This is a genomic window from Pseudomonas sp. MDT2-39-1 (genome assembly GCF_054898085.1).
The window spans coordinates 5546065-5559338 of the sequence record NZ_CM142716.1; the positions used below are offsets into that span (position 1 = coordinate 5546065).

The following is a 13274-nucleotide window of genomic DNA, read 5'->3' on the forward strand; positions in this document are numbered from 1 at the left end:
CCTCGCCACAAATTGGCTGTTAAGATGCCGGCTCTTTACCCAGAGCCGGCATCGATGCTTCTCCCTTCCAGTGACTGGCTACCCCAAGCCCCACTCGACCTTCTGCAACTTGATTGGCTAACCCGATCCGGCATCGAAGTCGCCATCCTGCGCCTCGACCAAATCGACCCACTGATCAGCGGCAACAAATGGTTCAAGCTCATCGAACACCTCAAAGCAGCCGACCTCGCCGGTGCCGAAGGCATCATCAGTCTGGGCGGTGCTCACTCCAACCATCTGCATGCACTGGCGGCTGCCGGCAAACGCTTCGGGTTTAGAACGGTTGGATTGCTGCGCGGTCACCCGCAAGACACTCCGACAGTGAACGACTTGCAAGCATTCGGCATGCAGTTGCACTGGCTGGGTTATGGCGGCTATCGCGCGCGGCATGATGCGGGTTTTTGGGAACCCTGGCGGGTGCAATACCCCGATCTGCTTCCGGTACCTGAAGGTGGCGGCGGATTACCGGGCGCAAAGGGCTGCATGCCGTTGAAAACAATGGTCAGCGAGCAACTGAACGGTCTGGGCTGGAGCGGTTACGACGGTTGGTGGCTGGCCTGCGGAACCGGCACCACGCTGGCCGGTCTGGTGCTGGCGGAAGCGGGGGAGCATCCGGTTTACGGCGCGTTGGCGGTGCCCGACGATCATGGCGTGGCGCAGCAAGTCGCATCGATTGTGCAAGAGGCAGGTTTGCGCACGCCGGTTTACGAACTGTTCGACGCCAGCCGAGGTGGCTTCGCCAAAGTCGATCCGCTGTTACTGGAGTTCATCGCACAGACCGAACAGGCCAGCGGCATACCCCTGGAGCCGTTGTACACCGGCAAAGCGTTGCTGGCGCTCAAGCAGCACGTCGAAGCCGGACGATTACAGGGTACGCGCCTGATCTTCATCCACACTGGCGGTCTGCAGGGCCGCCGCGGGTTCACATCAGAGCTCTGAAAGACAACGCAAATTCCTTGTGGGAGCGGGCTTGCTCGCGAAGACGGAGTGTCAGGCAACATTTATGTCACTGACACGGCCCCTTCGCGAGCAAGCCCGCTCCCACAGGATTTCGTTGGTTCAGGTATTTCGGCTAACCCGCTTGGGCATCATCCGCAACAAGGTGTTATCGCCCACCACATAGTGGTGATAAATCCCCGCCACCGCGTGCAGGCCGATCAGCCAATACCCGATGGTGCCGCCCAGCACATGCCAGCCCTCGATTTGCTTGGCCAGCGCCTTGTCCTCCGAGACCAGCAACGGCAGGTCAAAGCCATAAAACATCACCTGATGACCCTTGGCGCTGGTTACCAGCCATCCAAGAATCGGCATCGCAATCATGAAAATGTACAACGCCCAGTGCATCAGTCTGGCCAGCACGGTCTGCCAGTGCGGCGAGGCCGGGAAGATCTGTGGTGCCGGGCCCAGGCTGCGAGCGATCAACCGCAACCAGACCAACACGAATACCGTCAAGCCGAGCATGAAGTGCGATTCAACGATCAACGTCCGGCCACCGCTGCCCTTGGGAAAGATCCCGCGAAACTCGATACAGGCGTAAACCAGCGCCAGCAGAACCAGCATCAACCAATGCAGCGCGATCGACACAGTGCTGTAGCGTGAGTCGGAATTTTTCCACGGCATACGGTGTTCCTCACAGGTCGGCCACCGTTCTTGGTCGACGGTGTTCCTTAACTGTAAGCCTGATTCGAGGGGTCTGCCTGATCCTGGTCAAGGTTCAATGCTCTGGTTCAGGTAACAGACAGAAAAAAGCACCGCTGTCCCTTGTAGGAGCGAGACTTGCCCGCGAAGGCGTTCTACCAGCCGACATCCCTGTTGGATGTTCAGACGCCTTCGCGGGTAAGCCTCGCTCCTACAGGGGGCAGCGGTGCTTTTGGGTGGATCAACTGCTTTGCGGCATCTCACCCTTGGCCAGACGCTTGTTGATGTCGGCGATCACTTGCGGCAAGTCGGTGATGGTGTCGATCATGTAGTGCGGTCGTGAGCCTTCGAACAGTGCGTGGATGCGTTTGCGTTCACTGTCGAGTTCGTCGCTGCCAAGGGCGCGGAAGCCTTCGTAGTCGAGACCCAGCGCGTTACCGGAGCAGATCAGCGCCACGGTCCACATACCGGCACGACGACCTTCGAGAATGCCCGGCACGGTGTCGTCGATCTTCACGCAAGCCGCGACATCGTCGATGCCCAACGCAATCACGTTGGCCAGTGCCTGAGCTGGCCATGGGCGGCCGTTAGGTACTTCGTCAGTGGCGACTACGTGGTCGGCAACGTAACCGTTGGTGGCGGCCAGTTCGACCACTTTGTCCATGACCTGTTTCGGGTAACCGGAGCAGGAACCGATCTTGATCCCTTGCTGACGCAGGGTGGCGATGGTGTCGAGTGCGCCCGGAATCAGTGCCGAGTGCTCGGCGATTTTTTCGATTTGCAGTGGCATGAAACGTTTGTAGATGGCGGTGACGTCATCGTCGGTCGGTGTGCGGCCGAACACGGCGCGATAACGCTCGGCAACTTCCGGCTGGTCGCACAGGGTACGAATGTGGTCCCACTTGCCCATGCCCATCGGCCCGCGGGCCTCTTCGATGGACACCTGGACGTCGAACTCGGCGAAGGCTTCGACAAAAATCTGCGTCGGCGCGAAGGAGCCGAAGTCGACCACGGTGCCGGCCCAGTCGAGGATGGCGGCCTGGAGTTTGGTTGGGTTGTTGTAATTCATGGTGATCAAATTCCTGTAATAACTGACTGTTTGGGAGCCGCTTTTTGTGGGAGCGGGCTTGCTCGCGAAGGCGGTGTATCAGTCGACATCAAGTTGAATGTCAGTCCGCTTTCGCGAGCAAGCCCGCTCCCACAGGGGGAATGCGGTGTTGTTTAGATCTCTAACACTTCCATCTCGCGCAGCACTTCGGCAATCGCCGCCACGGCCGCGTGCATCTCGGCCTGGTTGACGTGTCCGATGCAGCCGACGCGGAAGGTGTCGACCTGGGTCAATTTGCCGGGGTAGAGGATGAAACCCTTGGCCTTGACCCGTTCGTAGAATTCCTTGAACTGGTATCGCGGATCTTTCGGCGCGTGGAAGGTGACGATGATCGGTGCCTGGATCGCGGCGGGCAGAAAGCTGTGCAAGCCGAGTTTGGCCATGTCATCGAGCAGCACCTGGCAGTTGTTGGCATAGCGTTGATGCCGCGCCGGCAAACCGCCTTCTTCGTTGTACTGCAGGAGGGCTTCGTGCAACGCGGCGACCACGTGGGTCGGCGGCGTGAAGCGCCACTGGCCGGTCTTGGCCATGTAGGCGTGCTGGTCGAACAAATCCATCGCCAAGGAGTGCGAGTTGCCGGCCGCGTTGGCCAGCGCGTCTTTGCGAGCGAAGACAAAACCCATGCCCGGCACACCTTCCAGGCATTTGCCCGAGGCGGCGATCAGCGCGTCGAAGGGCACCTGTTGTGCGTCGATCGGCAACGCGCCGAAGGAACTCATGGCGTCGATGATCAGGCGTTTGCCGTGTTGCGCGATGACGCGGGCGATTTCCGGCAGCGGGTTGAGGATACCGGTGCTGGTCTCGCAGTGAATCAGCGCGACGTGGGTGATGCTCGCATCGGCCCGCAGCAGACGGTCGACGTCGGCGGCGGTGGTCGGTTCGTCTTCGGCGGTTTCGAAGGTACTGAAGGGGCGGCCGAGCACTTCGCAGATTTTCGCCAGGCGTTTGCCGTAGGCGCCATTGATCAGCACCAGCACTTTGCCGTCGCGGGGCACCAGCGTGCCGATTGCTGCTTCGACGGCGAAGGTGCCGCTGCCTTGCAGGGGTACGCAGTGGTGGCTGTCGCCGCCGTTGATGATCGTCAGCAATTGCTCGCACAGGCTGGCGGTCAGTTGATTGAAGCGGTCATCCCATGAACCCCAGTCGACCATCATCGCCTGACGGGTGCGGGCCGATGTGGTCAGTGGGCCGGGGGTGAGCAGGATTGGCTCAGCAGTGCTCATTCTTGTGTCCTCGCAAAAGCTCTCTGTGGGATGAAGCTACGGGACATAAATTGCAATTTCGGGTGCTATCAATCAAATTGTTTGTTGTTATGCCAGCCATCAGTGAGAGTTATTCATGAACCTGTTCCAGCTTCGAGCCTTTGACGCCGTGGCCCGCGAAGGCAGCTTCACCCGCGCTGCCGAGCGGCTGTTCATCAGCCAACCGGCGGTCACCGGGCACATCAAGGCCCTGGAGGAGCATTACCAGATCACCTTGCTGCGCCGCACCGCGCGACGAGTGGAGCTGACGGAGGAGGGCACCAAGCTGGCGGCGATCACCCGGGCGATGTTCGGCCTGGCCGAGGAAGCGCAAGTGCTGCTGGAAGCGAATCGACAGTTGCTGACCGGTCGTTTGGAAGTGGCGGCGGACGGGCCGCACATGGTGATGCCGATGCTGGCAAGTCTACGGGCGCGGTATCCGGGGATCACCGTGAATCTGCGGTTGGGCAATGCTCAGGAAACGCTGGCGGCGTTGTTGTCCGAGCATGCCGACGTGGCCGTGTTGACTGAAGTCGAGCCGCGCAAAGGCCTGCACCTGCAAGCGTTGAACGAATCACGGATTTGCGCGCTGGTGCCTGAAAGTCATCCTTGGGCCAAGGCGTCCAAGGGCGTGAAGCTCAAGGAGCTGGATCAGGTGATTATGGTATTGCGTGAACCGAGTTCGATTACCCGACGGACGTTCGATGAGGCTTGCGCGATGGCGTCGGTCAATCCCAGGGTGTTGCTGGAGCTGGACAGTCGCGAGGCGGTGACCGAGGCCGTGGCGGCGGAGTTGGGCGTTGGGGTGGTGTCGTCTGTGGAAGTCAGTCATGACCCGAGGGTGGCGGCGGTGCCGATTCTGGGTGAAGGGTTGGTTAACCGGCACATGATCGGGTGCATGGAACGGCGGCGGGATTTGCGTTTGATTCGGGCGTTTTTCGAGTTGACGCCAGTCAGGTAAACCGAGGTGCGACCTTCGCGGGCAAGCCACGCTCCCACAGGGATTTATGTTGGCCGAAAATGTTGTGTACGACGCAAACCTGTGGGAGCGGGCTTGCTCGCGAAGTGGCCAGACCTGCCTACACACAGCCTGAGCGAGTTCTTTCCGGCGTTTGCCGAGGTCAAGGTCGAGGCGACATGGAACGGCCCGTCGGACCGTTCAGTAACCGGTTTGCCGTTCTTCGGCCAGATGAGTGCCAGCGGTAACGTGTTTTACGGTTTCGGTTATTCTGGCAGCGGCGTCGGTCCGTGCCATATGGGCGGGCAGATCCTCGCCTCAATGGTTCAGGGGCTGGACAACGCCTGGACCCGTTCGCCCTTGGTGAATGGCCCGTTGGGCTTCTTTCCGCCGGAACCGATTCGTTACCTCGGCTCATTAATGGTGCGCAACGCCATCCGCCGCAAGGAGCGCGCCGAGGACCACGGCCGTCGGCCGCGGCATCTGGATGTGCGTCTGGCCAAGTTCGCGGCGGCGGCAGGCAAGGCTGACAAGGGCTGATCAGTCCTGACGGTTGACCAGCCAATCGAGCAGCAAGCGGCCATCGCCGCGTGGCGGTCGAGCGAGTCGAGGCGCTGGCGGGTTGCTCGCAGTGGCACACAGCACAGGGCGATCCGGGTCGCTGTCGAGAAAACTGATGAGCACTTCGGTGCCGGCGAGTGGCAGCCTGGACGGGTCGATCCGACCGTCCGGCGCGGCGAGGGCCACGGGTAGCCAGAGGCCGGTGGATTGATCGTCATCGGCCGGCGCGGTGGGCCACAACCGCACCTCAATCCGTCCTTGTTCATCCAGCACCGCCGGCTGCCCGACCGGGCCCAGCACTCGCGCCGTCTGATAACCCGGAATACTCGGTCTGGCCTGCGTGAGCGCAGGCCGGAACACCGTGGACCACGGAATGGCGCTGAACTGATTGCTGTAATGCCGGGTCATGTCGAATGTGTCCTCGGCGAGAATCGACGGCTGTTGGCCCTGATGCCGGATCTCGGTCAGCAGCCACTGATCGTTGAAGTTCGGGATGGGATGTTCTGACACTTGCACGATGCTTCCACTGCGCACATCACAGTGATTGCTTTGCCCTTGAATCTGCCGATGCCGGCAGCGCAGGCGTTCAAGTGAGCGACGACTCGATTGCTCACGCTCGAGCTGTTGCGGCGCAGGCGATGCGGTCAGTGGGGGCGAGGCGTGACGCTGGAACAATTCACTGATTACCGGCGCGCTGGTGCGATGGGGGGACTCGTCGTAAAAGGGCATCAAAAGCGGTTCCTGGGGGAAGCTCAGGCTGTCATCCGCCAGCACCAGCATGTGGCTGTCGCGCTGATGTTCGAAGTGGTAGTGGATGCCTTCTTCTTCGCAGAGCCGTTGGAGGAACGCCAGGTCGGTCTCTTCAAACTGAATGCAAAACGGACGGACTGGGTAGCGCCCGTTCGGCAGTTCAAAGCGGACGCTGTCTTCGGGGATCGCATTTTCTGCGAGCAACTGGCGCAGGATGGCGGGCACGCCGAGTTGATGAAAGACCCGACGACAAGGTTGCCGGTCCAGCTGTAGAAGCCAGGGCACCAGCACCAAGTGGTAGCCGACCCGGTGCGGCCCACGATACTCGCGACTGGCGGTGTGCAAGAGGCCATGAATGCCGGTTTCATCCCCCAGGCTCAGGAACGCCGATTGCTGGAGCAACTGCTCGAGGTTCATGGCCGGTGCCAGCCCGATCACTTCGATCTCGAAACGATAGGGCTGGTTGAGACTTTCTCGGCCACTGAACTGCAGCACCTGCAGAATCAAACCGCTGTCCAGGAGGGTCAGGGTGTAGGGACTTTCCTTGTCGTTGTGCATCGAACGCGCTTCTGCCATGGAATATGGGCGCAGAGGGTACGAAACCACGGCCCTTTATAGTCACCGCAAATCGACTTTTCAGAATCGCCCTACAAGCGCTGGTGAAGATGTCGATTCGTCATGCCGGTGAGCCGGGTGGAATTTTTGGTCGATTGCCAACTTTAGGCCGTATAAACTTGCGCAAAGCGTCGGCCAATAGATGTCTCGGCGCCACAGAGATGAGAGTGAGTAATGGGCGCACAGTGGAAGGTTAAACACAAAGAAGCGGCATCTAACGCCAAGGGCAAGATCTTCGGCAAACTGGTAAAAGAAATCACCATTGCTGCGCGCAACGGTGCCGATGTCACGACCAACGCACACCTGCGTCTGGTGGTTGAACAGGCTAAAAAAGCGTCGATGCCCCGCGAAACCCTCGAACGCGCGATCAAGAAAGGCTCCGGCCAGCTCGGCGAAACAGTGCAATACCATCGCGTGACCTATGAAGGCTTCGCCCCGCATCAGGTGCCGCTGATCGTTGAATGCGTCACCGACAACATCAACCGCACCGTCGCTGAAATCCGCGTGGCATTTCGCAAGGGCCAATTGGGCGCTTCCGGTTCGGTGGCGTGGGACTTCAACCATGTGGGCATGATCGAAGCGTCCCCGGACAGCCCTGACGCCGATCCGGAAATGGCCGCGATTGAAGCCGGTGCCCAGGATTTTGAGCCAGGTGAAGAAGAGGGCACGACCCTGTTCCTGACCGAGCCAGGTGACCTGGACGCCGTTCAGAAAGCACTGCCTGAGCAAGGTTTTACCGTGTTGTCGGCCAAGTTGGGCTATCAGCCGAAAAACCCGGTGACGGGTTTGAGCGATGAGCAGATGGCTGAAGTCGAGGCGTTCCTGGAAGGCCTCGATAACCATGATGATGTGCAGGATATGTTTGTTGGTTTGGCCGGGTAATTTGCTTCTTCAGTGATACCGCCATCGCGAGCAGGCTCGCTCCCACAGTAGGTCTGTGTTGATCACAAAATCATGTGTACGACACAAAACCCCTGTAGGAGCGAGCCTGCTCGCGAATGACCGCGAAGCGGTCACTGGATATCAAGTAATCCCACAATCTCACTGAACCCCGGCCGCGCCAGGACATCCGGCTGACAGCAACGCTGTTCCAGTTCCTCCAGCTGCAAGCGCCTTTCATCGCTCAACCCCGAGTCGATCCGCTCCAGCAATTCCCCCAGCAAAACCCCAAACGCCCGCACTTCGATCCGTTGCAGCGCTCGGCTTTCCAGGCTGTCGCATGTCGCATGAAAAGACGCCGCGCCAAAGTCCCCCAACAGGCAATCACCGTGCTCGTTCCACAAAATATTGTGGCCATAGAGATCACCGTGGGTGATGCCTTGGCGGTGCAAATGCTCGGCCACCGAGGCGATGCCGCGAACTATGCGCAGCGCCACATCGGCACTGAAACGGGTGTCATCGGCATAGACGTCACGGGTACAGGACGCCAGGCTCGGCAGTCCGGCCAGATTGCGGTAACTCGGGTCGATCAGTTGCATCACCAGCCCGGCCTGCTGTTCGGGATGCCCGACGATCCGGCCTTCTACCCGGATCAGATGGGAGTGAATGCCGGCGGAGATGCAGGCGTTCATCTCGTGCAGCGGTGAACCGTCGCTGGTCATTTCGCCTTTGTAGAGTTTGACCGCGACCTGTGTGGCCAGTCGTTCCCACAGCGCCCGATGAATCACCCCCGAAGCACCTTCGCCCAGTTGTTGCTCCAGGCGCAGTTCGGACCACACAATACTCGTCGTCGCTTCGAGGGCCGCCGCATCGGCTTCGGTTTCCAGCGGGTTACCGGCGTAAGCCAGCCAGGTCAGGCTAGGCAGGGTCAGCAGCCACTCGGGCAGTTCGGTCAGTTGATTGGCTGCGATGCGGATCAGTTCGAGTCGATGGCAATGGCTCAGGCTCTCGGGCAGGCGCTGCAAGCGATTGCCCGAGAGCATGAGTTTTTGCAGGTGTGAGCATCGACCCAACTCAGCGGGCAATTCACTGAGGCTGTTATCGGTCAGGATCAGCCAGCGCAACAGCGGAGGCAGCGCAGCGGCGGGGACCGTTTCAATGGCATTGGCCTTGAAGCCGATCATTGTCAGCGCGGCGCATTGGCCGAGGCACGCGGGCAGTTCGGTAAACAGGTTGTCCGAGCAAAAAAGCACGCGCAAGCGGGTCAGGCGATGCAGGTCATCCGGCAGGCTGCTCAAGGCGTTGCCGCTGAGGTTGAGCACTTCCAGCGAGTCCGCCAGGTCGAAGATTTCTCGCGGAAATTCGGTCAGGCCGCAGGCCAGGTCCAGTCGGGTGATGCCTGTCAGTTGACCGGCGCGCAGTTGGGCGAGGGTATCCATGGACGGGTTCGCTATTGATCGAGAGGAGGGCGCGGGGGCCTGGAAATGGACGACATGATAACGGCAAAGGTGTGTCGCCTGTGAGGCCGCCATCGCGAGCAGGCTCGCTCCTACAGTTGACCGAGTTGCCTGGGTGGACGCGAACTAATGTGGGAGCGAGCCTGATCGCGATGAGGCCGGCGCTGCAACACAAAAACTACGGATCCCTGACTTCCACCAACTGCCCCAGCCGACTACGCGTGCGCGCAAGGTCAATCGCATCGCCACCCAGGCTTTCTCGCAACGACTGCTCACCGAGCAACGTCAGTTGCTTGTCCTGATCGTACAAAACGTCGATCAAATTGATGAAGCGCTGCTGCGCCGCCGTCGAGCAATCGGCAAGGTCAGGCAGCTCGTCGATGATCCAGTGATCGAATCGCCGGCACAGCTCCAGGTAATCCATGACCGCCGTGGGGTGTTCGCACAGATCGCCAAAGGTAAAACCGATGGTGCGTTCTTCACAGCGTCGCGCTTGAAGGTGACGTGCGCCGACCGGCAGTTGCAGGGGCGGTGCGCCGCGTTCGGGCAGGTCCAGCGCCTGACGTTGCGCCACGGTGCCCGGCCAGACGTAGCGGCCATGGGTAAACACCTGCTGCGCGTGCGTCCTCATCTGGCTGCGGTAGTCATGGGGTCCGCCGACCTCCATGGACCTGCATGCGCGCATGGATCAAGTCGATCACCGGTTTGAATCGCGCATGATAGAGCGGGTTGGGCAATAGACCTTCCGGCGGATAATTGGACGTCACCAGCAGCAGAATGCCCCGTTGGAACAACGCCTTGAACAGCCCCGTAATCGTCAGGCAGGCTTCCCCGAGCTGCGGCGGCGTAGTGTAACCAAAGGGTTTACCTTCCAGTGATGTCGACCCTATCTCGACAGGACTCTGCAGTTTGTAGAGATTTTTAGGCCGTTATCAGTTTTTTTTAGCCAAATCCCGGTAAAAAAAACCCGTTGCAGGGATGCATCGACGATGAGCGGCTGGCGAAATTCCGGTGCGTAGCTACCCTGATGCCTAGTCGCCACCACACGCAAGGAATGGGGCCGTGAATGGAATGATGGTATTGGCAGTCACAGGTGTGACGCTCAGCGCGCAGGTATTGGCAGCAGAACTTCAGGTTGACGTACGCGTCGACGTACAGCGCGGCTGTCAGTTGGTCGGGCAACAACGTCAGGCAGGGATCGAGCAACTGGGCGTGCTCGACTTCGGCAGTACCGCGCGGCTGGATGACCCGGCCGGACCGCTGGGCGCGGCGCTGATGAATGAGCGACTGCCAAGGCTCGAATGCAACCCCGACACCCCTTATCAATTACGCGTTGACGGCGGCCAACACGGTGGCGTCGGTGAAGTGCGTTACATGGCGGGTTCCGCCGGCAGCAAGCCCATCCCTTATCGGCTTTACCAGGACCCGGCGCGGCTGATCCCGCTGGCGGTGAATGTGCCGGTGAGTGGCCGTGTACCGGATTCCGGTTCAGTGGATTTGCCCCTGTATGCGCGTATCGAACGGCTGGCGGAGATTCCCCGTGTCAGCCGCTATTCAGATGTGCTGAAAGTGACGGTCACCTGGTAGCGAGGAGTGGGGGTTGGCGCCATGACAAGCAGGCACTGGAGGGTTATCGCCGTGAGCACACTGGTTCTGCTGGCCGACGACGCGCAAGCCGCGGTCAGCGGGCAGATACAAGCGCGGCTGACCATTACCTCCGGTTGTGAAGTCACCAATGATGCCGCCCCTGACACTCTGGCCAGCGATTTCGGCACGCTTGATTTCGGCCAGCAAGGCCCGACCTGGAATCGCCCGATCAACGCCAGCCTCGGCGACGGCGGTAACGGCAGGCTGAACGTCGTCTGCAACCCTTCGGTCACCGGGTTCACCGTCACCATCGATGGCGGTGCCCATGGCGACGGCACGACCCGACGCCTGAGCAACGGCAGCCAGACCATCCCTTATCAATTGTTCCTCGACGCTTCCGCAAATCAGCGCTACAGCATCGGTCAACAACACAATTTCGCTGTCACCAGCGGGGCCCAGATACCGATCCCGGTATTTGGCTCGGTGGTGGCGAATACCCGTGCGTTACCGCGCGGTGTCTATACCGACACCCTGACGGTGACGCTGGATTGGTAACCCGTAGAGGACGGACACCATGCACATGCTTGCATCAAGGATAGGTTTGTCACTGCTTGGCCTGACGCTGGCGTCCAGTGCCCATGCCGCCACCACGGTCACCGGCCAGATAACGTCCAGTCTGATTCTGATCAGCAGCTGTCAAGTCAACGGAGCCGGCGGTTCCAGCGGCCTGAACTTCGGTGCGTTGAATTTCGGCACCGAAAACAGCCTGTTCACCACCGCCAATGCGCAAGTGCTGGGTGGTGGTGGCGGGGCGTTGGCGATTCTGTGTTCCAGCGGCACCACGCCGGCCGTGAAGGTCCGGGCGGGTGCCCATGACGGCTTGTCTTCCGGCGGCACCCGAGCCCTGGCAGATGGCAGCGGCAACTATGTGCCGTATGACCTGTACACCGACGTCGGGCATTCGCAGATTCTGGCCATCGACGGGGTGATCAACCTCACAACCAGCACCGGTGTGGCGCAAACCGTGAACCTCTACGGTAAAGCCGTGGGCAAGGCCGGGCTACCGGCCGGCACCTACACCGACACCGTTGCCGTCGAACTGACGTTCTAGAACGATGACACAAAAGCACGGCTATGCGGCGCTGTTCCTGCTGTGTGCGGGGTGCGTGCCGTTGCCGCTGGCGGCGGTGACCAGCCAGAGTTTTCAGGTCAGCGCCACGGTCACCGCCGGGTGCCTGGTGGTGGGCGGTGTATCGAATTACGGCAGCCTCAACTTCGGCAGCCAGTCAGCCTTGGCCACCAGTACGGTGCAAGTGGCGTTGAGCGCCGGTGTGCAGTTGCAATGCACACCGGGGGTGACGATGAACATGAGTGTCGATGGCGGCCAGTACAACAGCAGCGGGCGGCATATGCAGCTCACGACCGGCAGTAACCGCGTGGCGTACCAGCTGTTTCGTGATGCGGCGTTCAGCCAGAGCCTGGGGATCGGCCAGAGTGTCGCCGTGGCCTACACCGATGCCAATAACATCAGCCTGCCAATTTATGGACGGGTGCAATTACCGGGCGATCAGCCTGGGGGGACGTACAGCGATGTGCTGCAAGTGCAGCTGTCGTGGTAATGCGTCGTTTTGAATAGGGAGCAGGCTTATGAGTTCACCTTCGCTGCGGCATTCGATCATGCGTTGTGCGGTGTTGGCGATGGTGTTACTGGGGGCGAACAAGGTGCAGGCCGCCAGCTCGGTGCTGATCTGGCCGATCGACCCGGTGCTGGAGGCCGATCAACAGGCCAGTGCCCTGTGGCTGGAAAACCGTGGCAGTGAGACCGCCAACCTGCAGATCCGGGTGTTCGCCTGGAGCCAGAGTGGCTTCAACGATCAGTATCAGAATCAGCGCGATGTGATCGGCAGTCCGCCCGTGGCGAAGATTGAACCCGGTCAGAAACAACTTGTGCGCCTGACCCGCACCCGGGAGATTCCACCGGGGCAGGAACTGGCTTACCGCATCATCATCGATGAAATTCCCTCGGCTAAAACCCCCGCTTCCGAAGGCGACAAGACCGCTGCGGCGATTCGTTTTCAGATGCGTTATTCGGTGCCGTTGTTCGCTTATGGCGCCGGGCTTTGGAGCAAGGAAGACACCACCCGCCAACGTGATCCCAAGGGCGTCGGCATGCCGGATCTGAGCTGGCGCACGGTGGCAGTGGAGGGTCGCTCCTATGTCGAAGTGCGCAATCAGGGCGCGGTGCATGCGCGGCTGACCGATGTGGCGCTCAAGCAAGGCAACCAGACCCAACCGCTGGTGGAAGGCCTGTTGGGTTACGTGCTGCCCGGCGCAATCATGCGCTGGCCGGCACCGGGACCGATGGCCGCCAATCCGGCGTTGCAGGTACGGGTCAATGGCGCGCCGCAGGTTCAGAGCATTACCCCGGCACGTTAATCACA

At 60.6% G+C, this 13274-nt stretch carries 13 protein-coding genes and 2 pseudogenes; 9 read left to right on the top strand and 6 right to left on the bottom strand.

Going from position 1 to position 13274, the window contains the following annotated elements; genetic code table 11:
- Positions 1–54 precede the first annotated feature (54 nt).
- Positions 55–978 carry a 1-aminocyclopropane-1-carboxylate deaminase/D-cysteine desulfhydrase gene (locus tag ACYZTM_RS25790; protein ID WP_461985345.1) on the top strand — a complete coding sequence of 308 codons (924 nt, stop codon included), beginning with the start codon at positions 55–57 and terminating at the stop codon, positions 976–978.
- A gap of 120 nt (positions 979–1098) precedes the next feature.
- On the opposite strand, the gene ACYZTM_RS25795 is transcribed toward ACYZTM_RS25790, so the two are convergent.
- The 3 genes from ACYZTM_RS25795 to ACYZTM_RS25805 form a co-directional block, all read right to left on the bottom strand.
- A complete protein-coding gene (locus ACYZTM_RS25795) occupies positions 1099–1659 on the bottom strand; it encodes a cytochrome b (RefSeq protein ID WP_461985347.1) in 561 nt (186 codons plus the stop codon).
- Positions 1660–1918: 259 nt separating this feature from the next.
- Positions 1919–2746: a phosphonoacetaldehyde hydrolase gene (gene phnX / locus ACYZTM_RS25800; protein WP_131061971.1), complete on the bottom strand. Its 828-nt coding sequence runs from the start codon at positions 2744–2746 to the stop codon at positions 1919–1921.
- Between the two features lie 152 nt (positions 2747–2898).
- Positions 2899–4008, bottom strand: coding sequence for a 2-aminoethylphosphonate--pyruvate transaminase (locus tag ACYZTM_RS25805; RefSeq protein WP_461985349.1), 1110 nt, complete (start codon positions 4006–4008; stop codon positions 2899–2901).
- Positions 4009–4123: 115 nt separating this feature from the next.
- Here ACYZTM_RS25805 and ACYZTM_RS25810 point away from each other — a divergent pair, with 115 nt between their 5' ends.
- Both ACYZTM_RS25810 and ACYZTM_RS25815 read left to right on the top strand, forming a co-directional pair.
- Positions 4124–4987, top strand: a complete 864-nt coding sequence (locus ACYZTM_RS25810) for a LysR substrate-binding domain-containing protein (RefSeq protein ID WP_131061973.1) — start codon at positions 4124–4126, stop codon at positions 4985–4987.
- A gap of 126 nt (positions 4988–5113) precedes the next feature.
- Positions 5114–5524, top strand: a pseudogene (locus tag ACYZTM_RS25815) (FAD-dependent oxidoreductase); the annotation flags it as partial.
- Here ACYZTM_RS25815 and ACYZTM_RS25820 read toward each other — a convergent pair.
- Positions 5525–6853 carry a type VI secretion system Vgr family protein gene (locus tag ACYZTM_RS25820; RefSeq protein WP_461985351.1) on the bottom strand — a complete coding sequence of 443 codons (1329 nt, stop codon included), beginning with the start codon at positions 6851–6853 and terminating at the stop codon, positions 5525–5527.
- A gap of 231 nt (positions 6854–7084) precedes the next feature.
- Here ACYZTM_RS25820 and ACYZTM_RS25825 point away from each other — a divergent pair, with 231 nt between their 5' ends.
- Entirely contained in the window at positions 7085–7792 is a 708-nt protein-coding gene (locus ACYZTM_RS25825) for a YebC/PmpR family DNA-binding transcriptional regulator (RefSeq protein ID WP_131061975.1), read from the top strand.
- 131 nt (positions 7793–7923) lie between these two features.
- Here ACYZTM_RS25825 and ACYZTM_RS25830 read toward each other — a convergent pair whose 3' ends face one another.
- Complete coding sequence (locus tag ACYZTM_RS25830; RefSeq protein ID WP_461985354.1) at positions 7924–9228, bottom strand: leucine-rich repeat-containing protein kinase family protein; 1305 nt, start codon at positions 9226–9228, stop codon at positions 7924–7926.
- A 196-nt stretch (positions 9229–9424) separates the two neighbouring features.
- A pseudogene (gene zapE / locus ACYZTM_RS25835) lies at positions 9425–10082 on the bottom strand (cell division protein ZapE); the annotation flags it as partial.
- Positions 10083–10317: 235 nt separating this feature from the next.
- On the opposite strand from zapE, the gene ACYZTM_RS25840 reads away from it, so the two are divergent.
- From ACYZTM_RS25840 to ACYZTM_RS25860, 5 genes are read left to right on the top strand one after another with little or no spacing between them, the layout of a single operon-like run.
- Positions 10318–10833, top strand: a complete 516-nt coding sequence (locus tag ACYZTM_RS25840) for a Csu type fimbrial protein (RefSeq protein WP_371928429.1) — start codon at positions 10318–10320, stop codon at positions 10831–10833.
- Positions 10834–10854: 21 nt separating this feature from the next.
- The gene (locus tag ACYZTM_RS25845; protein ID WP_131061978.1) at positions 10855–11388 is read left to right on the top strand and encodes a Csu type fimbrial protein; all 534 of its coding nucleotides are present in this window, start codon (positions 10855–10857) and stop codon (positions 11386–11388) included.
- Positions 11389–11407: 19 nt separating this feature from the next.
- Positions 11408–11944 carry a Csu type fimbrial protein gene (locus ACYZTM_RS25850; RefSeq protein WP_461985357.1) on the top strand — a complete coding sequence of 179 codons (537 nt, stop codon included), beginning with the start codon at positions 11408–11410 and terminating at the stop codon, positions 11942–11944.
- Between the two features lie 4 nt (positions 11945–11948).
- The gene (locus ACYZTM_RS25855; protein WP_131061980.1) at positions 11949–12452 is read left to right on the top strand and encodes a Csu type fimbrial protein; all 504 of its coding nucleotides are present in this window, start codon (positions 11949–11951) and stop codon (positions 12450–12452) included.
- A gap of 28 nt (positions 12453–12480) precedes the next feature.
- Positions 12481–13269 carry a fimbrial biogenesis chaperone gene (locus ACYZTM_RS25860; RefSeq protein ID WP_461985359.1) on the top strand — a complete coding sequence of 263 codons (789 nt, stop codon included), beginning with the start codon at positions 12481–12483 and terminating at the stop codon, positions 13267–13269.
- The last annotated feature ends 5 nt before the right edge of the window (positions 13270–13274 follow it).

What these genes read in the sequence shown, in the direction of transcription:
- ACYZTM_RS25790 (WP_461985345.1), top strand. Translation starts at nt 55, where the DNA reads ATGCTTCTCCCTTCCAGTGACTGGCTACCCCAAGCCCCACTCGACCTT.
- ACYZTM_RS25795 (WP_461985347.1), bottom strand. Translation starts at nt 1,659, where the DNA reads ATGCCGTGGAAAAATTCCGACTCACGCTACAGCACTGTGTCGATCGCG.
- phnX (WP_131061971.1), bottom strand. Translation starts at nt 2,746, where the DNA reads ATGAATTACAACAACCCAACCAAACTCCAGGCCGCCATCCTCGACTGG.
- ACYZTM_RS25805 (WP_461985349.1), bottom strand. Translation starts at nt 4,008, where the DNA reads ATGAGCACTGCTGAGCCAATCCTGCTCACCCCCGGCCCACTGACCACA.
- ACYZTM_RS25810 (WP_131061973.1), top strand. Translation starts at nt 4,124, where the DNA reads ATGAACCTGTTCCAGCTTCGAGCCTTTGACGCCGTGGCCCGCGAAGGC.
- ACYZTM_RS25820 (WP_461985351.1), bottom strand. Translation starts at nt 6,853, where the DNA reads ATGCACAACGACAAGGAAAGTCCCTACACCCTGACCCTCCTGGACAGC.
- ACYZTM_RS25825 (WP_131061975.1), top strand. Translation starts at nt 7,085, where the DNA reads ATGGGCGCACAGTGGAAGGTTAAACACAAAGAAGCGGCATCTAACGCC.
- ACYZTM_RS25830 (WP_461985354.1), bottom strand. Translation starts at nt 9,228, where the DNA reads ATGGATACCCTCGCCCAACTGCGCGCCGGTCAACTGACAGGCATCACC.
- ACYZTM_RS25840 (WP_371928429.1), top strand. Translation starts at nt 10,318, where the DNA reads ATGATGGTATTGGCAGTCACAGGTGTGACGCTCAGCGCGCAGGTATTG.
- ACYZTM_RS25845 (WP_131061978.1), top strand. Translation starts at nt 10,855, where the DNA reads ATGACAAGCAGGCACTGGAGGGTTATCGCCGTGAGCACACTGGTTCTG.
- ACYZTM_RS25850 (WP_461985357.1), top strand. Translation starts at nt 11,408, where the DNA reads ATGCACATGCTTGCATCAAGGATAGGTTTGTCACTGCTTGGCCTGACG.
- ACYZTM_RS25855 (WP_131061980.1), top strand. Translation starts at nt 11,949, where the DNA reads ATGACACAAAAGCACGGCTATGCGGCGCTGTTCCTGCTGTGTGCGGGG.
- ACYZTM_RS25860 (WP_461985359.1), top strand. Translation starts at nt 12,481, where the DNA reads ATGAGTTCACCTTCGCTGCGGCATTCGATCATGCGTTGTGCGGTGTTG.